The organism is Xanthomonas sp. WHRI 10204 (assembly GCF_040202875.1).
Taxonomy (GTDB): Bacteria; Pseudomonadota; Gammaproteobacteria; order Xanthomonadales; family Xanthomonadaceae; genus Xanthomonas.
The window spans coordinates 1,014,422-1,039,478 of the sequence record NZ_JBEGDW010000001.1; the positions used below are offsets into that span (position 1 = coordinate 1,014,422).

Here is a 25,057-nt window from a genome sequence, read left to right on the forward strand (position 1 = left end):
GCGACGACGATCACACCACCTGTTCGATCACCGCGACGAAGTGGCAGGCGCTGCCGGCCAGCACGAACAGATGCCAGATCGCGTGGAAATAGCGCTGGGTGTCGCGTTGGTAGAAGTAGGTGCCCAAGGTGTAGAAGAGCCCACCGGCGAGCAACCAGCACAGCGACCAGGTGTCGACCGAACGCAACAGCGGTTCGATCGCCACGACGATCAGCCAGCCCATTGCCAGATACAGCACGGTGGACAGCAACCGAAAGCGGCCGGTGAAAAACAGTTTGAAGATCACCCCGGCCGCGGCGATGGTCCAGATCGCGGCAAACAATCCCCAGCCCCAGGAGCCACGCAGATTGATCAGGGTAAACGGCGTGTAGGTGCCGGCGATCAGCAGGTAGATCGCGCAGTGATCGAGCACCTGCAGGCGTGCCTTGGCACCGGCATGCGGGATGGCATGGAACAGCGTGGAGGCGACGTAGAGCAGCACCAGCGTGGCGCTGAAGACGATGGAGGTGGCCAGCTGCCAGCCATCGCCATAGATGGCTGCCAGCGTGATCAGCACCGAGCCACCGGTCAATGCGGCAATTGCGCCCAGGCCATGGGTCAGCGCACTGGCGATTTCGTCGCGCAGGTCGGTCGAGGGGGAAGCGTCTGCATTCATGCCAAAAATGTAGCGCAACTGCGAGCAATTCGCATCGCCAGCAGTCGCGTAGCGTTTTTCCCGTTAAGCGCGGCTCAATCGATGGCCTTGGCGTGCGCATGTTCGCGCGTCGCCGAGAAGCGCACATCCGGCGCACGTTCCTGCGCCAGCTGCAGGTTGACGCGCGTGGGGGCGAGATAGACCAGCTGGCCGGCCGCATCGATGCTCAGATTGCCGGCGTTTTTCTCGCGGAATTCCTCGAGCTTCTTGGCGTTGTCGCACTGCACCCAGCGCGCGGTAGTGACGCTCACCGGCTCGAAGATCGCATCCACGCCGTATTCGTCCTTGAGCCGGTAGGCCACCACGTCGAACTGCAGCACACCCACCGCGCCCAGGATCAGGTCGTTGCTCATCAACGGGCGGAAGAACTGTGTGGCGCCTTCTTCGGACAGCTGCGCCAGGCCCTTTTGCAACTGCTTGAGTTTGAGCGGGTCGCGCAGGCGCGCGCGGCGGAACAGTTCCGGCGCGAAGTTCGGAATGCCGGTGAACGACAGCGATTCGCCTTCGGTGAAGGTGTCGCCGATGGAAATGGTGCCGTGGTTGTGGATGCCGATCACATCGCCCGGCCAGGCTTCGGCGGCGATCTCGCGGTCGGAGGCCATAAAGGTCAGCGCGTTGGCGAGCTTGACGTCCTTGCCGCTACGCACGTGCAGGGTCTTCATGCCGGCGGTGAACTTGCCCGAGCACACGCGCATGAAGGCCACGCGGTCGCGATGCTGCGGGTCCATGTTGGCCTGGATCTTGAACACGAAGCCGCTGAGTTTGGCTTCGGTGGCCTCGACGCGGCGGCCGGTGGTGTCGCGCGCCTGCGGCGGCGGGGCGTGTTCGATGAAGAAGTCCAGCAGCGGCTGCACGCCGAAATTATTGACGCCGGAACCAAAAAACACCGGTGTCTGCTGGCCGGCGCGGTAGGCATCCACATCGAAGGCGTTGCTGGCGCCTTGCACCAGTTCCAGCTCGTCGCGCAGCTCGGCCAGCATCTGCTCGCCGATCTTGGCGGCAAGGCCGGGTGCGTCCAGCGACGGGAAGATGGTCGAATCCTGACGGGTGAAGTTGCGCCCCTGTTCGTACAGATGCACCTCGCCGGTGATCAGATGCACCACGCCCTTCAGGCGCTGGCCCATGCCGATCGGCCAGGTCACCGGTGCGCACTGGATGCCGAGCACGGTTTCCACTTCATCCAGCAGGTCGATCGGGTTCTTGCCCTCGCGATCGAGCTTGTTGATGAAGGTCATGATGGGCGTGTCGCGCAGGCGGCAGACTTCCATCAACTTGATGGTGCGTTCTTCCACGCCCTTGGCGACGTCGATCACCATCAGCGCCGAGTCCACCGCGGTGAGCACGCGATAGGTGTCCTCGCCGAAGTCGGCGTGGCCGGGGGTATCGAGCAGGTTGATCACCTTGCCCTCGTACGGGAACTGCATCACCGAGGAGGTCACCGAGATGCCGCGCTCCTTTTCCAGCGCCATCCAGTCCGAGGTGGCGTGGCGCGCGGCCTTGCGGCCCTTCACCGAGCCGGCCATCTGGATCGCGCCGCCGAACAACAGCAGCTTTTCGGTCAGCGTGGTCTTGCCGGCGTCGGGGTGGGAAATGATCGCGAAGGTGCGGCGGCGCGCGGCTTCGTTGGAGACTTCGGACATGGGCGGGGCGCGCCCGGTCGGACGCCTGCGGAAACTGAGGAAGCCGATGATTATAGCGGCTTCGGCGCAGGGGGCTTTTACGGACCCGCGGCCAGGCGGCATCGGGCCGCTGTGCCGGCGGCGGCGCGCTACGGGGCCGGCGAGGGGAAGTGCAGCTCGCCTTGCGGCCCCAGCATGCGGAACGGCACCGACACCAGCTGTAGATCGGCGTTGCGCTGTACCGAAAAATGCAGGTGCGCGGCGGTGCTGTAGCCGGTAGTGCCGGAGGCGCCCAGCCGCTCGCCGGTGCCGACCCGCTGGCCGGGGCGGACCGCTACCCCGTTCGGGGCCAGATGGGCATACAGCGCCATGCTGCCGTCGGCGTGCAGCACTCGCACCATGTTGCCGCCGCCGGCGCTGGGGTCGTGGGCGCTGCCTTCGGCAACGTCCTGGCGTATTTCCATGACCATGCCCTCGCGCACCGCCAGCACCGGCGTGCCCTGCGGCAGGGCGAAGTCCACTGCGTACCAATTGGGCAGGTCGGCATGGCTGAACTGGCCGCCGAAGCCCTGATCCACCTGTACCGGTGCGTCGCGGAACGGCAGCTGGTAGCGCACCGGCTGCGGCTGCGCCAGCGGATCCCCAGGCACCATGTCGAGTTTGAGTCCCAGCCCGCCCAGCGTGCGCTGGTTGCTGGCCGGGTACAGCCGTGCCAGCAGGCGCCGCTCGTGCGCCGCCAGCAACATCGTCAGCGGCAATTGCGGCACGGCGCGGTAATCCTCGCTGGGCGGCGCACTCAGCCGGACCTGCGCAGGTCCGGCCAGCGGGTTGGTCACCCACGCCAGATAGACCGGCGCCTGCCATTCCAGTTGCAGGGTCGGGCCGGTGCCGGTTGAGGCAATGGCGGTTTGCGCTGGCGTCGTGGCAGGTGAGGTAGGTGCCGCGCCGCCGTTCCAATGCCAGCGTTGTTGCGCAGCGGCGGGCGGCGCACCTGCCAGCAGGGCGGCGACCAGCACCGGAACAAGTGCGGGCGAAAGAGGGCGAAAGACGCGGTGATGCACGCGATTGGCTTGAGCGAGCGGGGGCGCAAGTATGCGGCCCATCACGGTACCCGGTGGTATCGAATGAAAATATATCTTTCCATCCGCATGAAGCGATTGACATCGCAAAAGTGCGGTGGCATCTTAGCCTCACCATCGAGACCGGCGGAGGGACAGGCCCTTTGATGCCGGGGCAGCCAGCGGAGCGCGCAAGCGCCCGCGTTTGGTGCCAAATCCTGCGGGGACCTCCGCGTCCGCCGAAAGATGGTTCGAATCGTGCCTTGTGCACCTCGAACGCGAGCTCCCGCGAAGCTCGATGGCCGATCCACCCCGGATATCGCCATGAGCCTCGTGACCACAGCATCGCCAACTATCACTGATTACCTGGATACACCTGCCGCCGACATCGACGGCGCTATCGCGTTGCGCGGCGACATTGCCGTGTCGTTGCCGATGCGCCATGCCGGTATGCGCGAGGTGCGCCTGCGCTACGAGCTGATCGGCGCTGCCAATGCGCCGGTGGTATTCGTTGCCGGCGGCATCTCTGCCCATCGGCATCTTGCGGCCAGCGATGTGTTCCCCGAAAAGGGCTGGGTGGATGGACAGGTCGGTGCGGGCCGCGCGCTGGATCCTGCATCGCGCCGTCTGTTGGCATTCGACTTTCTCGGTGCCGATGGCACGCTGGATGCGCCGATCGATACCGCCGACCAGGCCGACGCGATTGCAGCGCTGCTGGACGCGCTGGGAATCGCCCGCCTGCACGGCTTTGTCGGTTACTCGTATGGCGCGCTGGTCGGGCTGCAATTCGCCACCCGTCATGCTGGCCGCGTGGGCACCTTGATTGCGGTGAGCGGGGCGCATCGCGCGCATCCCTATGCCGCGGCATGGCGCGCACTGCAGCGCCGCGCAGTGGCGCTGGGCCAGCTGCAGTGCGCGGAAAATCATGGGCTGGCGCTGGCGCGTCAGTTCGCGATGCTCAGCTATCGCACGCCGGAAGAATTCAGCGAGCGCTTCGATGCGCCGCCGGAAGTGATCAATGGCCGCGTGCGCGTGGCCGCCGAAGACTATCTGGATGCCGCCGGTGCGCAGTACGTGGCGCGTACGCCGGTCACCGCATACCTGCGCCTGTCCGAATCCATCGACCTGCACCGTATCGACCCGGCGCAGGTGAGCGTGCCCACCGTCGTGGTGGCGGTGGAAGGCGATCGCCTGGTGCCGTTGGCCGACATGGTCAGCCTGGTCGAAGGTCTTGGCCCACGCGGCAGCCTGCGTGTGTTGCGCTCGCCGTATGGCCACGACGCCTTTCTGAAAGAAATCGATCGCATCGACGCGATCCTCACTACTGCCCTTCGCATCACCGGAGAAACCGCATGAGCTATCGTGACCCCGCCGACGCCCCTTGTACCGCCGCCACTGCCGCCGTGCGCGCGGGCATCGACCGCGATACCGCCTACGGTGCGGTGACCCCGCCGATCGTGCTGTCGTCGAACTTCTCCTTCGATGGGTTCGGCAACAAGCGCCAGTACGACTACACCCGCAGCGGCAACCCCACCCGCGATCTGCTCGGCGAAGCGTTGGCCGAGCTGGAAGGCGGCGCGGGTGGGGTGATCACCTCCACTGGCATGGGCGCGATCAATCTGGTGCTCAATGCGCTGTTGCAGCCCGGCGATACGCTGGTGGTGCCGCACGATGCCTACGGCGGCAGCTGGCGTCTGTTCAATGCGCTGGCCAAGAAGGGCCATTTCGCGCTGATTACTGCAGACCTCACCGACCCGCGCTCGCTGGCCGATGCATTGGCGCAGTCGCCCAAGCTGGTGTTGATCGAAACCCCGTCCAACCCGCTGTTGCGTATCACCGATCTGCGCTTTGTCATCGAAGCGGCGAAGAAAGTGGGTGCGTTGACGGTGGTCGACAACACCTTCCTATCGCCGGCGCTGCAAAAACCGCTGGAATTCGGTGCCGACGTGGTGCTGCACTCCACCACTAAATACATCAACGGCCATAGCGATGTGGTGGGCGGTGCGGTGGTGGCGCGCGATGCCGAGCTGCATCAGCAACTGGTGTGGTGGGCCAATGCGCTGGGCCTGACCGGCTCGCCGTTCGATGCTTTCCTCACCTTGCGTGGCCTGCGCACGCTGGATGCGCGTCTGCGCGTGCATCAGGAAAATGCCGATGCGATCGCTGCGTTGCTGGACGGGCACGCGGTGGTCAACCAGGTGTATTTCCCGGGACTGGCATCGCATCCGGGCCATGCGCTGGCGGCGCGTCAGCAGAAGGGCTTCGGCGCGATGATGAGTTTTGAATTGAATGGTGGCGAAGCAGCGGTGCGCGCCTTCGTCGATGGGCTGCGCTACTTCACGCTGGCCGAGTCGCTGGGCGGAGTGGAAAGCCTGATCGCGCATCCGGCTTCGATGACGCATGCGGCGATGACCGCCGAGGCACGTGCGGCGGCCGGAATTTCCGATGGCTTGTTGCGGTTGTCGATCGGGATCGAATCGGCCGAAGACCTGCTGATCGACCTGCGCGCCGGTCTGGCGCGTGCCGAAGCGACCCTGACTGCTGCCTCACGCAAACAGGTCGACGCGTGAGCAGCGTATTGCCTGTTTCGCGACGTGCATCCGCGGCGACGGTCACCCCCACGCCACGTCTGGCATTGCTGGGTACCGGCACCGTGGGACGCGCCTTCGTGACGCGCTACACCGCCCTGCAGCAACGCCAGCTGCGGTTGCCGCGCTTCGATTGGCTGGCCAACTCGCGGATCGCTCAGGATTGTGGCGTGAGTGCGGAGCAGGCATTGCTGCAGGCCAACGCCGCGCCGCGTGGCCAGGCCGTGTTGCAGCCGTGGGCCGAAACCGTGGCGCTGCGTGCTGGCGATGTGCTGGTGGATGCCACGGCCAGCGATGTGGTGGCCGATTGGCATGTGGAGTGGTTGGGGCGCGGCGTGCATGTGGTGACCGCCAACAAGCTGGGCCAGGGCACGGCGTTGTCGCGTGCGCAGGCGCTGCTTGCCGCCCGCCATGCCAGCGGTGCGCATTACGGCGACAGCGCCACCGTGGGCGCCGGCTTGCCGGTGTTGAGCAGCGTGCGCGCGCTGGTGGCCGGTGGCGACCATATTCATTCGATCGAGGGCGTGCTGTCGGGATCGTTGGCATGGCTGTTTCATCGCTACGACGGCAGCGGCGCGTTTTCGCAATGCGTGCGCGAGGCGGTGGCAGCGGGTTACACCGAGCCGGATCCGCGGATCGATCTGTCCGGTGAGGATGTGCGGCGCAAGCTGTTGATCCTGGCGCGTGCGGCCGGTTGGCAACTGGAGGCCGAACAGGTGCATGTTGAGTCGCTGGTGCCCACTGGCCTGGCCAGCGTGCCGATCGCTGAACTGGACGCACGATTGGGCGCGCTGGATGCCGAGGTGGGCGCGCGTTGGCTGCAAGCACGCGCAGCAGGGCGGTGTCTGCGCTTTGTAGGCCGCGTGGACGCGCATGGCGCAAGCGTGGGTCTGCGCGAACTTGCCCTGGACCATCCCTTGGCCGGTGGCGCCGGCACCGACAACCGTGTCGCCATCAGCAGCGACCGTTATCGCGAGCAGCCGTTGTTGATCCAGGGCCCGGGTGCGGGTGCGGAGGTCACTGCGGCCGCGTTGCTGGACGATGTGCTGCGGATCGTGGCTGGTTGATGTGGGGAGTGGGGTCGCGAGACGTGCGGCATCTCCCGCAGGCGTGCCCGGGTTGTGTGCAGGCGTCTGGGTTGTTGGCGGTCGAGGACGAGAGAGCGTCTGCGCGTTCTCTGCATCTTGTCGCTTGTCAGGCGTGTGTGCGGCTCCCGGGGCTGTAACGCGCCTCGTCGCTCGCATGACGACGATTCAGTCACGACAAGCATCCGACCGACTCGATCGCGCTGGCCTGCAGCCGTCTTCTGCGGTACTCGTCTGACCAACGTTGCGCGATGGCCGCAACCGGGAGCAATCCGGCTGCGGTTCGCACAAAGTATTCACCCACGGCATCGGTCTGCCGCGCGCTGCGGCGATTACGGCGTGAGCGCCTTCAACAGCGCGGCGTTGAAACGCGCCGGGTCCTGCACCTGCGGCGAGTGCCCCAAGTCTGCAAATTCGATCAAGGTCGCATTCGGAATGGCCGCAGCTGCCTGCTTGCCCAGTTTGGTGTAATCGCCGACGCGCGCCTTGACCTCTGGCGGTGCCGTGTCCTTGCCGATTGCGGTGCGGTCCTTGAGACCGATGAACAGTGTGGTCGGCACCGCCAACTTGGGCAGCTCGTAGACGACCGGTTGGTTGAAGACCATGTCGTAGGTCAGGGCCTGATTCCAGGCGACCGCCTGTTTGCCTTTGCCCAGCGACATGCCGGCCTGCATGCGCGCCCAGCGTTCGAATTCGGGCTTCCATTGACCGGCGTAGTACACGTCCATCTGGTACTTCTTGATACGGTCGAAGCTGATCTTGAGTTCGTTGTCGTACCAGGCATCCACGCTGCGCCACGGAATGCCTGCGGCCTTCCAGTCTTCCAGGCCGATCGGGTCGACCAAGGCGAGGTGTTCGGTGGCCTGCGGGTACATCAGCGCGTAGCGGATCGCGAGCATGCCGCCCATCGAATGGCCCACGACCACGGCGCGGTCGATCCCCAGCTTTTGCAGTAGCGCGTGTGTGTTGTCGGCGAGCTGCGCAAACGAGAACTGGTAGGCCGCCGGCTTGCTCGATTTGCAGAAGCCCACCTGATCCGGCGCGATCACGCGATAGCCGGCCTGGCTCAGAGCCGCGATGCTGGATTCCCAGGTGGCCGCGCAGAAATTCTTGCCATGCAACAGCACGGCGGTGCGTCCGTTCGGCTTGCCGGTGGGGGCGACATCCAGATACGCCATTTCCAGCGGCTGCTGCTGCGACGTAAACGCGTAGGTCTTGACCGGGTAGGGGTAATCGAAGCCTTCCAGACGCGGGCCGTAGCTGGCTTGCTGGGCCATCAGCGGGCCGCAGGCCAGGGTCAGTGCGAGTGCACAGGCGAGGTGTCGCATCGTGTTTCTCCATCCGGGATCCGTGCGGGAAGGCTACACGGCGCACCGTGGTGGAGGCGTGGATCCGGGCGTTGCCGCGGCGAGGGCGCGCGTTGTGGTGGAAGCCGAGGGTGTGTGCGGGTTGTCCTCATCCGCCCTTCGAGCAGCTTCGCGCGTGGCGGGATGGGCAGATGCCGTCTTGCTGTTTTCGCTGCTGCGGTTTCAGCTAACTCCAGACAGTGCGTTGGTGTCTTGAGCCGTGCGAACGAGGCGCGCGCTGTCGCTGGTCTTCTCAGGACAAGCTGACGTGCAGTGTGACTTTTCGCAAGAAGCGCAGGTGCGATTTAGCGCTGTTGTTCGCCAGACGTGCAGGGCGGCAGCGTGATGCGGACGTGGGTGTCGCACTGCGTGGTCGAGATGCCGCTTTGCGCTGCGGTTCGGGCAGCAAGCGCGCGGACGCGGCGCTTGCTGCATCGCGCAGACCGACCACGCCGTGCGCTCACCGCGGCGCGCCCAGTCCCTGCATTCGGCTACGACGCGCAAATGCATTCCAGTGCTGCGTACAGACGCCGCATCAAAATGCCACCGGCAGACTCAGCACTCGATGACGTTCACCGCCAGGCCGCCGCGGCTGGTTTCCTTGTATTTGTCCTGCATGTCGCGGCCGGTGTCGCGCATGGTCTTGATGACCTTGTCCAGCGAGACCTTGTGCTTGCCGTCGCCGCGCATCGCCATACGGCTGGCGTTGATTGCCTTCACCGCGCCCATCGCATTGCGTTCGATGCACGGGATCTGCACCAAGCCACCGATCGGATCGCAGGTCAGGCCGAGGTTGTGTTCCATGCCGATTTCGGCGGCGTTTTCGATCTGGCCCGGGTTGCCGCCAAGCGCGGCAACCAGGCCGCCGGCTGCCATCGAACAGGCCACGCCCACTTCGCCCTGACAACCGACTTCGGCGCCGGAGATCGAGGCGTTTTCCTTGTACAGGATGCCGATGGCCGCGGCCGTGAGCAGGAAATCGAAGATGCGTTGTTCGGACGCGCCGGCGCAAAAACGATCGAAGTAATGCAACACCGAGGGAATGATGCCGGCCGCGCCATTGGTCGGCGCGGTAACCACGCGGCCGCCGGCTGCGTTTTCTTCGTTGACCGCGAGTGCATACAAATTGACCCAATCCAGCGTGGTCAGTGGGTCGCGCATGGCCGCTTCGGGTTTGGACGAGAGCTCGCGATACAGTGCCGGCGCGCGACGCGACACGTTTAATCCACCGGGCAACGTGCCTTCCTGGCGGATACCACGCTCCACGCAGGACTGCATCGCCACCCACAGTTCGCGCAGGCCGGCGCGGATTTCGTCTTCGCTGCGCCAGCTTTTTTCGTTTTCGAACATCAGCGCGGCGATGCTCAGGCCGCTGCGTGCGCATTGGGCCAGCAGTTCGTCGCCACTGAGAAACGGATACGGCAGCGGCGTTTCGTCGGCCACGATGCGGTCGTCGGCGGCGTCGTCCTGATTGACCACAAATCCGCCGCCCACCGAGTAGTAATCGCGGGTAGCGATCACACCTTCATCGGCATCGTAGGCAGTGAAGCGCATGCCGTTGGTGTGGTACGGCAACTTCTGCCGCTTGTTCATCGGCAGGTCGCGCTTTTCGTCGAAGCCGATCTCGTGCTGCCCCATCAGTGTGATGCGTTTGCTGGCGCGGATGCGCTCCAGGGTGGCAGGGATGACGTCCGGGTCGATCAGGTTGGGGCGATGGCCTTCCAGCCCGAGCAGCAACGCCTTGTCGGTGCCGTGGCCGCGGCCGGTCAGCGCCAGCGAGCCGAACACCTCGGCGCGGATGCGCACCACATCCTGCAGGCGGCCGGCATCGAGCAACCAGCGATGCACGAAACGCTCGGCGGCGCGCATCGGCCCCACGGTGTGCGAGGAACTCGGACCGATGCCGATCTTGAACAGGTCGAACGTGCTGACAGCCATGGGTGCCGGAGAGGTGAGCGTAAAGGCGGCTATTCTAGTCGTTCGACGATTGCGGCACGGCTGCAGCGCAGCATGAGACCTGTTCGATGGCCCTGACCCTGTACCAGCGCGACGATTGCCACCTCTGCGACCTGGCGGTGGAAGTACTGGCGCAGACACGTGCCGGCGAGTTCAACAGCTTGTTTATCGACGACGATGTGGCGCTTGAGGCCGCTTATGGCGTACGTGTGCCGGTGTTGCGCGACGTGCACGGACGCGAGCTGGACTGGCCGTTCGATGGCGCGCGGTTGCGAGAGTGGTTGAACGCCGGTACACGCTGATGCGGCGTGTGCGCATGCGATACGCGCCAGCTTATGGATTTGGGGCGGCTGAAAACCACTTCACGCCGGTCTGGTGCGCAGCTGCGGGTCTGCGACTTGGCTGCAGGGCCCTTGCCCGCGCACCTTCGCGGGACACGCTGCAAGTACGTCCTTGTAAGCGCTTACGCGGCATCCATGCCGCGTAAGGTCCTGCGATGGTGGGCGGGCAAGGAACAGTCGAGAGTGTCGGGGTGCATGGCTTTAAAAAAAGCCACCGACTCGCTCTCTGGTGCGGTGTCCTTGCCGATTGCGAGACCGTGTGGCGGCATGGAGGCCGCCACCGAGCCCACACGGACGTACTCGCGGCGTGTCCCGCGAGCGGTGAGGGTACCGCTCGCGCGACCGACTCGGCGTGTGACCTGGGCTTTTGACTGCATCTAACAAGACGCGGCTAACACACGATTCTTGTCGGCCGACCGTTCAAGGTGTCAGCCGCATTGATTCAACGGCACCATTGCTGTTCGCAGGGCACGCCATCGTTGTCGCCGTCCATCACGGTATTTGGGCAGTGCTGCAGTACGTAAGTGGCGTCTTCGCAGGAGTTCATCTGCGAGCAATGCGTACGTCCTCCACAGCTGTAGTGCAGTGTGGGGGCGGGCGTGGCGGACGTTCTGCTTGCAGATGAGGGTGCCGTTACCACAGGCGAGCTCTGAGCCGAGGCACCGGCTGGCAGCGTCCTGTCTGCCGGTGTTCGTGCTTGTGCAGATGTCGGTGCCATTGACGCTGACGAAGTCTTAGGAGGCGCAGGGTCTGGCATCCGCGTTTTCCCATTGAGATACGCATAGCCTCCAGCGCCTGCCACAAGCAAGAGCAACATGACTTTGCCAAGCCGGACGGGGCTATGAGCCGATGTTGATTGCGCCGCTACATGCTGCCGGCGTGGGCTGCGCTTGGCTGCCTGCGTGCCGGCACGCATGACGCGCACGGCACGTGGGCGGCCGTCCGGGCCCGGCTCGGTCTCAAAGGAAATCAACTCTCCGATCCGCGGTGCCATGGGACTGCGTGGAAATGCGGAGATATGCACGAACACGTCGTCACCGGGGTGGGCCGGGGTGATGAAGCCGAAGCCGCGGTCGGTATTCCAGCGGGTCAACGTTCCATGTGTTCGCATTGGCGGCGTCCCTGAGTGGACGCCAAGTCTAGCTGTCGTGCGGTGTCACCCGGCATGCGGGCATAAAAAAACGGCGGACCCGACGAGGTAGTCCGCCGCTCAGTGGCCGCGTCCGGTTGCGGCCTGTGGCCTTACTTCGCCTTCAACACGACCTTGGTGCTGATCGCGGTTTCGTTGGGAATGGTCTTGGTGTCGGCCCAGTCGCCACCGCCCACGCCGAAGTCCAGCCGCTTCACCAATGCCTTGCCGGCCAGCACGGGCTGCGCGCCCGGTGTCCAGGTGAAGGTCAGCGTGACCGGCTTGCTGACGCCGCGCAGTTCCAGGGTGCCGTCGGCCGCGTACTGGTTGCCGCCGAGCGCACGGAACTTGTCGGCGCGATAGCGCGCGGTGGCGAACTTGGCGACATTGAAAAAGTCCGGGCCTTGCAGGGTCGAATCGCGATCGTTATTACCGCTGATCGCACTGGCCAGGGGGATGCGTACATCGAGCTTGGCTGCGGCCAGATTGGCCGGATCGAAACTCAGCGTGGTGTCGAAACCGGGGAACTTGCCGGTGAACACTTCGCCTTCGTACTTGCTGGCGAACACCAGCGACGAGCCGGGCGCCTGGACGTAGTCGGCGGCCAGCACCGGCGCGGTGGCGAAGGTGGCGACCAGCGACGCGGCGACCAGCAGGGGAGAGGCGAACAACTTGGACGACATGGGAAATCCTTAAGGTTTGGAGGACAGCCAGCCGCGCGGCAACATCCGCGCCAGGGTGGCATCACGCTGGAAAATGTGGTGGTACAGCGCAGCGCCGGCGTGTGCCAGCACGACAGCGATCAACAGCCAGAAGCCCCACTCGTGGATGGCATGGGAGGTGGCGCGTAGCTGCTCGTCCGGGCCGCTGAGCTTGGGCACCGCGAACAGGCCGAACCAGCGGAACGGGCGCAAACCGCTGCTGGAGTCGTACAACCAGCCAGAGAGCGGCATGGCGAAGATCATTGCGTACAGCAGCCAGTGGGTCACCCCGGCGATCCGTTCCTGCCAGCGCGGGGTGCCCGCCACCGGCGGCGGCGCGCCTGCGTACAGACGCCAACCCAGTCGCGCGATCACCAGCGCCAGCACGGTCAGCCCCACCGATTTGTGTGCGGTATAGACCCAGAAATATTTCGGTGTCTTGGGCAGCTCGCCCATGGTCAGGCCGACGATGCCCAGCACCAGAATCAGCAAGGCGATCAGCCAATGCAGGGTCTGGCTGACACCGCCCCAGCGCTCGTTGTTTTTCAGGCTCATGTTCCCGATTCCTGGCCGGCGGGCGCGTCAGTGGTGGCAGGTTCGGCTTGCGGTGGCGCTGCGTCGTCGTCGGCACGGCCTTCGCGCACGGCTTCGGCTTCGATGCGCAGTTCCACGCTGTCGCCGATCATCGATTTCCACGCATCGATGCCGAACTCCGCCCGACTCAGCGTGGCGGTTGCCGAGAACCCGACAGTGCGGCGAAACGGCGGCAGCGGATGGCGTTTGAGTGCGTTGAGGGTGACGTCCAGGGTCACCGGGCGGGTGACGCCGTGCAGGGTCAGGTTGCCGGTGACCTTGGCGTGGTTCTCGCCGCTGGCCTCCACGCGCGTGGAGACGAAATGCGCGTCGGGAAAGCGCTCGGCGTCGAGTAGGTTACGTGCCAGGGTGGCCTCGTTCCACTTGGCATCGCCCAGGTCGGCGCGGTGCAGCGGCACGGTCACGTCCAGCCGCGCGGCTGCCCAGTCGTCCGGGTCGAACACCAGGGTGCCGCTACTGCCCGACACGGTGCCCAATGCCTTGGAAAAGCCGGCATGTTCGACCGCAAACAACACGCGGGTGTGCACCGGATCCAGCGCATAGCGCACCGGTGCGGCGGAGGCGGCCAGGCTGGTCAATGCCAGAGCGGGAAGGAGCAACAGGCGGGCGAGGGGTGTCATGGGCGGATTCTAGACACATCCCAGCGCTGCGCGCGCGGCTTGCGCTTGCAACGATCCATTGCGAGCATGCCGGCTGGACGTGGAAAGGATTCCCGCATGCGCGGTCTGTTATTGGGGTTGCTCGTTGCGTTGATGGCGTTGCCGGCCCTGGCCGAGGTGCCGGCCATCCCGCGCTTTCGCATCGTGGGTGCCGCCGAAGGGCTGCCCTCGACCATGATTACCGCAATCGCACAGGATCGTGCGGGCTATCTGTGGATGACCACCACCGATGGCCTGGTTCGGTATGACGGCGCCGAGTTCAAGGTATGGCGTAACGATCCGACCGATCGCTACTCGCTGCGCAGCAATAACCTGCAGGCGATGTATATCGACGACCAGGATCGCATCTGGCTGGCGCTGGCGGGTGCCGGGTTGACAATGCTGAGCGCCGATCGCAGCAAATTCACCGCCTATCTGCCCGACGACGTTCCCGCGCTGTCGTTGGGAGACATCTATGCCATTGCCGGCCGCGGCGATGAGATATGGCTCGGCATGTCGACCGGGAATGTCTTGCGCCTGGATGCCAAGGGAAATTTCAGCTCACTCGATCTGTCCAAGATGGAAGACCCGCTAGACCCCAATCCGGTCTATGCCCTGGCCCTGGACGACCGTGAGCGCATGTGGATCGGGACGCTCGGCGGTTTGGCGTACTACGACGGGCTGGCCTTGCACCGCGTGCGACCGGATGGCGATGCCGGCGGCATCAATGCGCTGCAGTGGGTAGGGCAACGGTTGTGGAGCTCCTCGGACACCGGGTTGCGCTACATGGATTCCTCCGGTGGCTGGCATACGCCCACCTGGGCCTCGATGTTTGCGACAGGCAATCGGGTCTGGACGGTGGCCGATGCCGGAGATGGCGAATTCTGGCTCGGCACCGAGCAGGGGTTATGGCACACCCGCGCCGGTCATCCACCGACGCCGGTCAACAACGGGGATGAACCGTTGGTCTCCAATCGTCATGTCACCACCATCTGGCGAAGTCCGCATGGAGGGATCTGGGTGCCCCTGCATGGCCGTGGGCTTGCCTACCTGCGCGAGGACTGGCATCGGACGGCAGCTTTCAAGCAGGTCAACGATCAGGGAAAAGGCATCTCTTGCAGTCTTGCATTGGCCAATCGCTCTGGCGGTCTGTGGCAATTCGACAGCAGTGGCAGGTTGCTGCGCTACGACACGTCGTCTGGTGCCTTGGTGCAGACCGGAATCCAGCATCCGGATTTGCGCGAGATGGCAATCACCTCCGCACTGGAAGACAGTCGCGGGCAGCTCTGGCTTGGTAACGGACGGCATGCACTGTCGCGTCTGGATCTGACCACTGGTGGGCTGACCCATTTCACCGGGGATGGACCCGACGAGGCGGTGTTCTGGATCGGGGAGCCGGGCGATGGCACCGTGTGGACAGCGTTCGAGCAAGTGATCCAGCGACGCGACCTCGTCAGCGGGCGCGTCCTGGAGACGATCTCCCCAAACGATCTGCATGGCCTGAAGGAGTTGCCGTACTACCAGATCAGTCTGGGGCCGGATGGGCGCGTGTGGATCAGCGGTACTGGCGGAGTGTATGCCTGGCATGCCGACACGCATCGATTCATGCTGGTGCCGGGGCTGGATGTCAACTTTATCCAGCGCTTTGTCGTCAAGGATCGCAATCGCATCTGGCTTTACATCGCCGGCAGACTCGAGCGCTGGGAGCAACGCAATGGCGTCTGGAAACGGGGAAGCCGCATTCGCGCTGCCGAAGGATTTCCTGCCATGGATGCCTACGGTCTTGAGCTGGATGCGCTTGGGCGTGTGTGGATGTCCGGCCCGCGTGGCCTATGGCGTATCGACCCCCGCACAACCCCTGCCAAAATCCGCAGTTTCAGTGCACGTGACGGGTTGACCAGCCAGGAGTTCAGTCGCCGCTGTCTGCTGATGTCAAACAACGGTGTGTTGGTGGGCGGGACCGCCGACGGATTCACGCTGCTGATCGATACCAATGCGCCAGACGTTCCCTCGTTTACCCCGCAGATGCGACTGGAAGCGGTGAGTGTCCAGCAAGGCGATCGACGTCGCGCATTGCCGATCGGCGGTGGTTTTTCGCTGGTACCGAGCGATCGTCAGTTGCGCATCAATATGCGGCTGCTGTCTTTCATCGACCCGATGGCAAACCGTTACCGCACGCGATTGAACGGCTTTGACACTGATTGGGTCGAGCATGGCGCCGCAGGCATGCGCGAATTTTCATCGTTGCCGCCGGGCAATTATGTGCTTGAGATGCAGGGTGTGGATCCACTTGGCAATGCATCGCAGGTGCAATCGTTGCAGTTCTCGGTGCTGCCGCCCTGGTGGCGCAGCGATATCGGTATTGCAGTGATCTGCATGCTCGGCCTGCTGCTCAGTGCACTGCTTGCCGCGGCCTACCGGCATCGCGTGCGCATGCGGGCGCAGTGGCAGCTTGCCCAGCACAAGCGCGAGTTGGCAGAGCAGGCGTCGTTGGCCAAGACACGCTTTCTGGCGACCTTGGGGCATGAGGTGCGCACGCCGATGACCGGTGTGCTGGGGATGAGCGAGCTGTTGTTGCAGACACCGCTGGATGCGCGCCAGCAGGGCTACGCCGGCGCGATCCAGTCGGCCGGCAAGCACTTGCTGCGACTGGTCAACGATGCCCTGGATCTGGCGCGGATCGAAGCCGGCAAGCTGCCGCTGGACAATCGCGATTTCGATCTGCGCCTGTTGATCGGGCAGGTGGTCGAACTGGTTCGTCCCAGTGCCGAGCAGAAGCAACTGGCGTTCGCGTGCGAACTGGATGACGCGCTACCGCCGGCACTGCATGGCGATGCCAGCCGGGTGCAGCAGATTCTGCTCAATCTGCTGTTCAATGCGGTCAAGTTCACCGAGCGCGGCGGCGTGCAATTGCGCGTCTCGGCGTTGCCGCAGAGACCGACGCAAGGCATCCGGGTGGAGGTGCGCGACACCGGCCCCGGCATGAGCGTCGAGCAGCGTGGGCGCCTGTTTCAACGCTTCGAACAGGCCGAAGGCGCACTGACCCTGGCCCGGCATGGCGGCAGTGGGCTGGGCCTGGCGATCTGCCGTGAGCTTGCTGCGGCGATGGGCGGCGTGGTGAGCGTGGACAGCGAATTGGGGCAAGGCGCGTGCTTCGTGGTGGAGCTGCCGCTGCGTTGGGTGGCGACGTTGCCTGCGGCGGCACCTGCTCCAGCACGCGCGGTCGCTGCCCTGGATCAGGCACCGCTGCAGTTGCTGCTGGTGGAAGACGACCCGACCGTGGCGCAGGTGATCGTGGGGTTGCTGCAGACGCGCGGGCACCAGGTCACCCATGTCTTGCATGGGTTGGCCGCCTTGGCCGAGGTGAGCACGCGTAGCTTCGACGCCGGATTATGCGATCTGGATCTGCCTGGCCTGGACGGTGCCGCGCTGGTGGCGCAACTGCGCGCGCGCGGGGTGCGCTTCCCGATCGTTGCGGTGACTGCGCGGGCCGACGCCGATGCCGAGCCGCAGGCGATGGCGGCTGGCTGCAATGGTTTCCTGCGCAAGCCGGTCACCGGTGAGCTGCTGGCGAACGCCCTGGCAAGGGCGCTTGCCGACGCTGCCGACTCGCCGGACGACAGCGCCGCCGACTAGGGGCAAGTGTGCTGGAGCGGGTAAAGTGCAGTCCGGCCGGGGAGTGCGCGCGATCGCGCAAGTGGCCGCGACAAGGACGACCATGAAGACGCTAGTGCGGTGTTTGCTGGCATCCATGCTGCTGCTGTTTGGCATGGATGCGGTGGCAGTCAATCAAATCGAGACGCCGCGGATGCGCCGGTTCGGGCCAGCCGAAGGTCTGCCTTCGCGCATGGTGCTGGCAATGGCGCAGGATCGGCAGGGCTATGTCTGGGCGGCGACCAGCGACGGCTTGGCACGTCATGACGGTGTCGGCCTGGAGGTGTGGCAGCACGATCCGCACAATGCCCGCTCGATTCCCGGCAACGAGGTGGAAACGCTCCTGGTCGACGATCGCGACCGGGTGTGGTTGGGCGTCTACGGCTCGCCACTGAGCATGCTGGATGCGGACCGTGCGGCATTCACGACTTTTCCGGACGTTGCGCAAGCCTGTGTCGGGCAGGTCTGGGCGCTGGCGCAGGCGCAGGGTGCGCTGTGGATCGGCAGCAGCGGCGGTGGCCTGTGCCGTCGCGAGGAAAATGGCCGCATCACCGTCTTCCGTGCCACGCCCGACGCAGTGGACGGGCTGCCCAGCGACACCATCATGAGCATGCTCACCGATGCACGCGGCCGCTTGTGGATCGGTACCGCGGGCGGGCTGGTGATGCGCGACGGCGAGCGCTTCGTACGCGTCGCACCCGACCGCCTGAGCGCGACTGTCTTCAAGCTCAGCAAGGATCCGGACGGCACGCTGTGGGTGGGGAGCGGCAAGGGCCTGTACCGGGTGACACCAGCCGGCGTGTTCGAACCCGCACCCTGGGAAGGAGCTTCCAGCGTGCGTGCCGGCAGCGTGGTGCACGACGTGCATGGTGGTTACTGGGTGGGTGCGGCCGATGGGTTTTTTCGCGTTGCGCCGGGCGAGACCAAACTGCGCGTCATGGAAGGCGATCGGGGCAGCGGCTTTCTCACCGCCCACAGCGGCGTACTTGATGTGATGCAGGACCGCCAGGGCGGGCTGTGGTTGGGGCTGATTTCGCAGGGGTTGGCCTATCTGCCGCCGGACTGGCGGCGTTTCTCCACGATCCTGCAGGCGCAGGGCAAGCCGCTGGAAAGTCTGTACCTGATGAACGCGGCCGCTGACGGCGACAGCTTCCTGGTGACGACCGGCGAAGGGGTGTATCGCGTCGGCGATCAAGGCGAGATCGTCCCTGTGCTGCATAGCGATGTGCTGGGAGGCGGCAGCGTGCAGTCGGTGCTGCCGGCCGGCGACGGCAGCCTGTGGGTGGCGCTGCAGAGCGGCGTGACCCGCTATCAGCCCAAGACCGGAGAAAAACACCCACTGGCAATGCAGATCGACACCTCCGACGCGCATCGCGTGGAGCTGATGACGCCGGGCATCGATGGTGAGTTCTGGTTGTCGATCGTCGAAGGCGGCGTGCAGCGGCGTGCGGCCGATGGCCGCCTGCTGGCCACCTTTCGCTTCGGTACCGACCTCAGTGAAGTGGGCGAAATGGTGCAGCAACTGCTCGTGCGCCCGGATGGCTCGGCATGGGTGGCCGCCGGTGACGGGCTGTGGGTCTGGCAGGGCGAGCGCTTTCGCAAAGTGATCGGCGGCGCCGGCGCTGCGTCTGAAGTCTATGCGTTGGCGTTCGTGTCGCCGCGCGAGTTCTGGGCCGGGCGGCCTGGGGCTATGGAGCGCTACCGCTGGGATGGCCGGCAGGCACATCTGCTGGAGCGGGTGGGGCATGCGCAAGGCATGCCCTCCACCGAGATTCGCGGCCTGGCGCTGGGCGGCATCGACACCGTCTGGGCGACCACCTCGCGCGGTCTGTACGCCTACCGACGCGGGCAGCCGCAGGTGCGCATGTTCGGGCAACGCGACGGCCTGCCGGACAGCGAATTTTCGATGCGCCCACCGGTGACCGGCCCCAGCGGGCAGGTGTTGGCATTGACCACCAGCGGCATCGTGTTGTTCGACCCTGCGCAGCCATTCGCGCCGGCACCGGTGGCGCGGCTGGTGATCGAATCGGTGCAGGTCCGCCGCAACGATGCCGAGCGTCCGCAGCCGCTGCCGCACAAGGGGACGATCGTGCTGCAGGCACGCGATCGCGATCTGCGCATCAGCGCGCGGTTGTTGTCGTTCGTCGATCCTGCCTCGGCGCGCTATCGCTACCGTGTGGAGGGTTACGACGCGGGGTGGGTGGAGCAGGGCGCTACCGGCGAGCGCGTGATGTCGCGGCTGCCGCCCGGCGACTACCGCATCGACGTGCAGGCGCGTGCCGGCGACGGCGACTGGATCGCCGCACCGTCCCTGCACCTGCAGGTGCGTCCGCCGTGGTGGCTGAGTACGCCAGCGCAATTGGTTGCGGTGCTGCTGGGCGTGCTGGTGCTTTGCATGGGCGTGTGGGGCTGGCGGCGACGCGTGCGGCGCCAGCAGGAGTGGGTGCTGGCGCAGCAGCGCCAGCAACTTGCCGAGCAGGCCTCGATCGCCAAATCGCACTTTCTGGCCACGCTGGGGCATGAGGTGCGCACGCCGATGACCGGTGTGCTGGGCATGAGCGAGCTGCTGCTGGCCACCCCGCTGGATGCGAAACAGCGCAGCCATGTCGATGCGATCCGCAAGGCCGGTGCGCATCTGCTGCGGCTGGTCAACGATGCGCTGGATCTGGCACGGATCGAAGCGGGCAAACTGGAATTGGTGCAGCAGCCGTTCGATCCATCGCAGCTGACCCAGGAACTGGCCGACTTCATGCAGCCCATCGTCGAGGCGCGCGGGCTGCGGTTTCATTACCGCAATCAGCTGCCCGCCAATCTGTCGGTGATGGGCGACGCCACGCGCGTGCGGCAGATCCTGATCAACCTGCTCGGCAATGCGATCAAGTTCGCCGAGCGCGGTGAAGTGGGGCTCTCCGTCAGTCGGCATGGCGACTGCCTGCGCTTCAAGGTGCGCGATTCCGGCCCGGGCATCGGGCCCGAGCAACAGAAGCATCTGTTTCAACGCTTCGAACAGGGCGAAGGCGCGCGTACCAGCTCGCGCTATGGCGGCAGTGGGTTGGGGCTGGCGATCTGCCAGGAGCTCACGGTGGCGATGAAGGGCCAGATCCGTGTCCGCAGCCGACTCGGCGTCGGGACCCAGTTCACTGTGGACCTGCCGTTGCCCATCGATCGGTCGGCCCCGCGCAGTGCTGCGGGCGAAACACGCACGCTGGCCGGCGCGCCGCTGCGCATCCTGCTGGTGGAAGACGATCCCACCGTGGCGGAAGTGATCAGCGGGCTGTTGATCGGGCGCGGCCATCGCGTGGTGCATGCCGCACACGGTCTGGCGGCATTGTCCGAAGCGGTCGATGGCGGCTTCGATGTCGCGTTGCTGGACCTGGATCTGCCGGGCCTGGACGGCTTTGCGCTGGCCTCGCAACTGCGCCGGCTCGGTCACGGCTTCCCGTTGCTGGCGGTCACCGCACGCGCCGATGGCGATGCCGAACGCCAGGCGCAGATCGCCGGTTTCGACGGATTCCTGCGCAAACCGGTGACGGCGGACATGTTGATCGAGGCGATTGCGGCGGCATGCGCAACGGCGCGCGCGCGCGATCAGTCCATGTCTATGCCAGGCTGAGCTGGCGGACAGCGCTCACCGCGCACGGCCTGCTTCAGTGCCATGACGGAGATGGCACTAAAGCACTGGAGTTGGCCCGCATCGGGATGGGCATGCGGGCAGTGGGCCGCACATCGACGCTGCCTGGCAGCGCGCGCCACGGGTATGCCAACCCGGCCGCGCAAGCCTTGTGATCTGCCGGGCAACGACAGTTCGCCGAAGCTTGAGCCCATGGCCTTGCGGTCCGGGTGCCGCTGGCGATGCTGCAATCTGGCCAAATGACCATGGCGCCCATCCTGCGTGGGCTCGACATCCCATGCCGCTAGCCGCTAGCCGCGGCGTTGCGATCGAATTGCTGGCGCTGCCGGACCGGCTGCTTGAGGCCGCTTGGGCTTGCCCGCGTACCGCGCGGCCCGCACTATGCGGCGACTTGTCGTGAAACGTATCCAGTGCGCCTTTTTTTGTCTTTTCTCTATCGGTTATCGGTCTTGCTGCCGCTTGGCTTGTGCATCGGTGTGCCAACCGCATTGGCAGTACGCGCACCGGTGACTCCGGTGCCTACCCAGATCACGCTTGCGGATGGGCTGCCGTCGGAGACCATCAGCGAACTCGCCGAAGACAAACAGGGCTATCTCTGGCTTGCCAGCGATGATGGTCTGGCCCGATTCGATGGGCGCAACTTCCGCATCTGGCGCATGGAAGAAGGGCTGCCCAGCAATGCGGTCTGGACGGTCTGCGTCAGCGCCGACAATCGGGTGTGGATGGGCTTCGAGAACGGCGGTGCCGGTTTCCTGGAGAACAAGACGCGCATCTTCAAGTCGTTTGAGAGCCCGCAGTTTCCGGAGTTGCGCGAAATCACGGTGTGGGCATTGGCGCAGACCCCGAACGGCGACATCTGGCTGGGCACCGCAACCCATGGTCTGTATCGGCGGCGACCCGATGGCAGCGTGCAACGCTTCTCCTCTGTGCCGGGCGATGACACGAGCCTGCCGGCTGACAGCGTCATGGGGTTCGAGGTGGCGCCAGATGGAACGTTGTGGATTGGCACTCCCGGCGGGGTCGCACGCTGGAACGGCACGCGGCTCGAGCGTGTGGCGCTTCCCGGAAACTCCCAGACCGTCAACCGGCTGTACCTGGAGCGTAGCGGCGACACACTGTGGGTGTCGGATGTTACCGGCGATTTTTTCGGGGTGAAGGCCAATGGTCAGGTCCGTCCCCAGCCATGGCGCGACATCTCGCGCAAGCAACGCATCCTGGGCGTGCTGCTGCACGATCGCAGTGGGCGGTACTGGCTGGACGCCAATGGTGGCATCGGCTTGGCGATTACAGAGCAAAACATTCGTAACGTGCCGATCTACAGCTTTTCGGCACACGGCCTGGTCGAGCGGAACTGGATGTCCGCCTACGAAGACCGCGAAGGTGGACTGTGGTTTGCGGCGCTCGAAGGAGGGCTGTGGCACCTGCCTCCCCACTGGGACATGTTTGCCGTGCTGTCTCACCATAGCAACGCTCTGCAGTCGCCGGCCAATCCGTCCATCACGGCAACGACGCCGGCGGCCTCTGGCGGCATCTGGTTGACGGGCACAAAAGGCGTGCTGGAGTACCTCGACCCGGCAACCGGGAACCTGCGGCAAGAGCGGCCCAAGATCGGCAAATACGTTGCCGCGGACTACATGCTCGAAAGCCGGGCCGGCTACGTCTGGATTGGGGTCCACGACGAATTGGTGCGGTATGACCCGCGCTCGCGTCAGGTCAAACGCTGGCAGTTGGGTAGCAATGTCGATGCCGATGCGTCCCTGGAGCGGGCAGGCCGGATGGCCGAGGATGCGCAGGGGCGACTGTGGGTCACCGTTGTGCAGCAGGGGCTGCAGATCAGAAGCGAGGAAGGGCAATTGCTTCGGACCATCGTCGAAGGCAGTCATGGGCTGGAGGCGTTGACCATTCTCGACATCCGCGCGGGTCCGGATGGACAGATCTGGCTTGCCAACAATGCCGGGTTGCGGCGCTGGGATCCGGCTGCCGACCGTTTTGTGCCGGTGCGCGGCGCGCCAACGCTGCCAACGCAGGTCTTTCGTCTCGCAGAAGGCAACATCGTCTGGATCGGATTGACGGGGCAGATACGGCGCTACCTCTGGGATGGTCGGCAGCTCAAGCATCTGGACACGGTGGGGAAAGATCAGGAATTCCCGATGGTGGCGCCGAACGGCTTGGTGGTCGATGCCAAAGGTGTGGCCTGGGTGTCGAGTCAGCGCGGCTTGATCCGTATCGATCCCGGCAGCAAGCTGGTGCGGGTGTATGGGGTACACGACGGGCTTCCAAGCCCGCAATTGCAGCCCAACACCCTGGTGCAGGCGACGGGCGGGCAGATCGTTGCAGGTTCTCCCGACGGCGTGGTGGTGTTCGATCCCACTGCCATGCGCCCCAACACCCGCAGGCCGCCCCTGCTGATCGAGCGGGTTGGCCTGCGACGTGGCGAACGTGGGTTGGATGTCACCGGGCAGGAGCCGTTGAGGATGCAGGACGACGACCGCGACCTGCACATCGTGGCGCGTATGCCCACCTTTACCCACCCGGAATCGTCCAGCTACCGCTTCCGTCTGAGCGGCTACGACCCGGACTGGATCGACGTCGGTCCCAGCGGTGAACGTCTGTTCTCGCGGCTGCCGTCGGGGGACTACACCCTGGACGTGCAGGGGCGTACCGCCGATGGCATCTGGTCGGCGACCCAGACATTGAAGTTTCAGGTCCTGCCGCCGTGGTGGCGTAGCCCGTGGGGGCTGCTGCTGCTGGTCACCTTGGCGGTGTGCGTGGTGGTGGCAGCGGTGCTGTTGTATCGCCGGCGATTGCGCCGGTTGAATGCCTGGCAGTTGGCGGTGCACAAGTAGGAGTTGGCCGAGCAGGCGTCGCTGGCCAAGACCCGCTTTCTGGCCACGCTGGGGCATGAAGTGCGTACGCCGATGACCGGTGTGATGGGTATGAGCGAGCTGCTGCTCAAGACGCAACTGGATCACCGGCAACGCAGCTATACCGAATCCATCCGTCGTGCCGGTGCGCACCTGTTGCGGTTGGTCAACGATGCGCTGGACTTGGCGCGCATCGAATCCGGGCGCCTCGAGCTGGATCAGCAGCCGTTCTCGTTGCGTCAGCTGGTGGCCGAGGTCGAGGCGTTGATGGCGCCGCTCGCACAGGAGCGTGGCTTGCGTTTCAGCCTGGAAGTGGGCCTGCTCGGGGACATCACCGCCAGCGGCGACCCTACCCGGATTCGGCAGATTCTGCTCAATCTGCTCAGCAACGCGATCAAGTTCACCGAGCGCGGTGTGGTCGGTTTGAAGTTGACCACGCTGGGGTCGTATCAGGGCCTGCGGTTCGAAGTCGCCGATACCGGACCGGGCATCAACGCCGACCAGAAAGCGCGATTGTTCCAACGGTTCGAGCAGGGCGATGGCGCCAAGACCACCTCGCGCTACGGCGGTAGCGGTCTGGGTCTTGCGATCTGCCAGGAGCTGGCCCTGGCGATGGGTGGGCATATCGAGGTGATCAGCCGGCTTGGCTCCGGCACGCGATTTGTCGTGGACCTGCCGCTGCGTTGGGTCACCTCCAACGCTGCGCTCAGCGGTGAGGTGACGCGTACCAGCGCGGTGATCGCGCCGCAGCGCATCCTGTTGGTGGAAGACGACCCGACCATCGCCGAGGTCATCATCGGCCTGCTGCGCTCGCAGGGGCACTCAATGGTGCATGCGCCGCACGGCCTGGCCGCATTGACCGAGGCCGCCGACAACACGTTCGACCTGGCGCTGCTGGATCTGGATCTGCCCGGCCTGGACGGGTTCGCACTCGCGCGGCAATTGCGCGTGTTCGGTTACGAGATGCCGCTGATTGCAGTAACCGCACGTTCCGATGAAGCCGCCGAACCAACCGCCAAGGAAGCAGGCTTCGACAGTTTCCTGCGCAAGCCGCTGACCGGCGACATGCTGGCCGACACCATTGCCGATGCGTTGCGACGGGTCCGTCCGCGCGAAGACATCTAAAAAAAGCTGCCGCATCGCTGGCGACACCTGTGCC

15 protein-coding genes, 1 pseudogene and 1 riboswitch are annotated in these 25,057 nt (G+C 65.2%); of the genes and pseudogenes, 7 read left to right on the forward strand and 9 right to left on the reverse strand.

The annotated features are described in order from the left end of the window. Window positions 1-10: 10 nt before the first annotated feature. The 3 genes from trhA to ABQZ00_RS04355 all read right to left on the reverse strand — a co-directional run bounded on the left by trhA (window position 11) and on the right by ABQZ00_RS04355 (window position 3,416). Window positions 11-655: a PAQR family membrane homeostasis protein TrhA gene (trhA, locus tag ABQZ00_RS04345; protein ID WP_055849357.1), complete on the reverse strand. Its 645-nt coding sequence runs from the start codon at window positions 653-655 to the stop codon at window positions 11-13. 74 nt (window positions 656-729) lie between these two features. After that, window positions 730-2,334 carry a peptide chain release factor 3 gene (locus ABQZ00_RS04350; RefSeq protein WP_115528611.1) on the reverse strand — a complete coding sequence of 535 codons (1,605 nt, stop codon included), beginning with the start codon at window positions 2,332-2,334 and terminating at the stop codon, window positions 730-732. Window positions 2,335-2,462: 128 nt separating this feature from the next. Then, the gene (locus tag ABQZ00_RS04355; RefSeq protein ID WP_503064238.1) at window positions 2,463-3,416 is read right to left on the reverse strand and encodes a M23 family metallopeptidase; all 954 of its coding nucleotides are present in this window, start codon (window positions 3,414-3,416) and stop codon (window positions 2,463-2,465) included. Between the two features lie 87 nt (window positions 3,417-3,503). Further along, a riboswitch (SAM riboswitch) is annotated at window positions 3,504-3,624 on the forward strand. Between the two features lie 71 nt (window positions 3,625-3,695). Between ABQZ00_RS04355 and metX the strand changes: the two genes are divergently transcribed. The 3 genes from metX to ABQZ00_RS04370 are packed head-to-tail and all read left to right on the forward strand — an operon-like array spanning window position 3,696 to window position 7,026. Beyond that, window positions 3,696-4,727, forward strand: a complete 1,032-nt coding sequence (metX, locus tag ABQZ00_RS04360) for a homoserine O-succinyltransferase MetX (RefSeq protein ID WP_115528610.1) — start codon at window positions 3,696-3,698, stop codon at window positions 4,725-4,727. Beyond that, window positions 4,724-5,941: an O-succinylhomoserine (thiol)-lyase gene (locus tag ABQZ00_RS04365; RefSeq protein WP_055849368.1), complete on the forward strand. Its 1,218-nt coding sequence runs from the start codon at window positions 4,724-4,726 to the stop codon at window positions 5,939-5,941. The genes metX and ABQZ00_RS04365 overlap by 4 nt, the downstream gene beginning before the upstream one ends. Continuing rightward, window positions 5,938-7,026 (forward strand): homoserine dehydrogenase family protein, encoded by a 1,089-nt coding sequence (locus tag ABQZ00_RS04370; protein ID WP_323537488.1) that lies wholly within the window; start codon window positions 5,938-5,940, stop codon window positions 7,024-7,026. The genes ABQZ00_RS04365 and ABQZ00_RS04370 overlap by 4 nt, the downstream gene beginning before the upstream one ends. Window positions 7,027-7,376: 350 nt before the next feature. Here ABQZ00_RS04370 and ABQZ00_RS04375 read toward each other — a convergent pair whose 3' ends face one another. Both ABQZ00_RS04375 and ABQZ00_RS04380 read right to left on the reverse strand, forming a co-directional pair. Next, window positions 7,377-8,372, reverse strand: a complete 996-nt coding sequence (locus tag ABQZ00_RS04375) for an alpha/beta fold hydrolase (RefSeq protein WP_323537487.1) — start codon at window positions 8,370-8,372, stop codon at window positions 7,377-7,379. A gap of 573 nt (window positions 8,373-8,945) precedes the next feature. After that, window positions 8,946-10,328 (reverse strand): L-serine ammonia-lyase, encoded by a 1,383-nt coding sequence (locus ABQZ00_RS04380; protein ID WP_323537486.1) that lies wholly within the window; start codon window positions 10,326-10,328, stop codon window positions 8,946-8,948. Between the two features lie 86 nt (window positions 10,329-10,414). Here ABQZ00_RS04380 and ABQZ00_RS04385 point away from each other — a divergent pair, with 86 nt between their 5' ends. Next, on the forward strand, window positions 10,415-10,648 hold the full coding sequence (locus tag ABQZ00_RS04385; protein ID WP_323537485.1) for a glutaredoxin family protein: 234 nt from the start codon (window positions 10,415-10,417) through the stop codon (window positions 10,646-10,648). A 481-nt stretch (window positions 10,649-11,129) separates the two neighbouring features. Here the strand turns inward: ABQZ00_RS04385 and ABQZ00_RS04390 are convergent, their stop codons facing one another. The 4 genes from ABQZ00_RS04390 to ABQZ00_RS04405 form a co-directional block, all read right to left on the reverse strand. Further along, entirely contained in the window at window positions 11,130-11,798 is a 669-nt protein-coding gene (locus ABQZ00_RS04390) for an excalibur calcium-binding domain-containing protein (protein WP_323518407.1), read from the reverse strand. A 131-nt stretch (window positions 11,799-11,929) separates the two neighbouring features. Then, complete coding sequence (locus ABQZ00_RS04395) at window positions 11,930-12,499, reverse strand: YceI family protein (RefSeq protein WP_311238697.1); 570 nt, start codon at window positions 12,497-12,499, stop codon at window positions 11,930-11,932. A 9-nt stretch (window positions 12,500-12,508) separates the two neighbouring features. Next, the gene (locus ABQZ00_RS04400) at window positions 12,509-13,072 is read right to left on the reverse strand and encodes a cytochrome b (protein ID WP_323537484.1); all 564 of its coding nucleotides are present in this window, start codon (window positions 13,070-13,072) and stop codon (window positions 12,509-12,511) included. After that, window positions 13,069-13,731: a YceI family protein gene (locus ABQZ00_RS04405; protein WP_055849386.1), complete on the reverse strand. Its 663-nt coding sequence runs from the start codon at window positions 13,729-13,731 to the stop codon at window positions 13,069-13,071. Before ABQZ00_RS04405 ends, ABQZ00_RS04400 begins: the two co-directional genes overlap by 4 nt. Window positions 13,732-13,827: 96 nt before the next feature. Between ABQZ00_RS04405 and ABQZ00_RS04410 the strand changes: the two genes are divergently transcribed. From ABQZ00_RS04410 to ABQZ00_RS04420, 3 genes and pseudogenes are all read left to right on the forward strand, one after another. Continuing rightward, window positions 13,828-17,385 carry a hybrid sensor histidine kinase/response regulator gene (locus ABQZ00_RS04410; RefSeq protein ID WP_323537483.1) on the forward strand — a complete coding sequence of 1,186 codons (3,558 nt, stop codon included), beginning with the start codon at window positions 13,828-13,830 and terminating at the stop codon, window positions 17,383-17,385. Window positions 17,386-17,467: 82 nt separating this feature from the next. Continuing rightward, a complete protein-coding gene (locus ABQZ00_RS04415; RefSeq protein ID WP_323537482.1) occupies window positions 17,468-21,016 on the forward strand; it encodes a sensor histidine kinase in 3,549 nt (1,182 codons plus the stop codon). A gap of 467 nt (window positions 21,017-21,483) precedes the next feature. Further along, a pseudogene (locus tag ABQZ00_RS04420) lies at window positions 21,484-25,023 on the forward strand (hybrid sensor histidine kinase/response regulator). Window positions 25,024-25,057 lie beyond the last annotated feature (34 nt).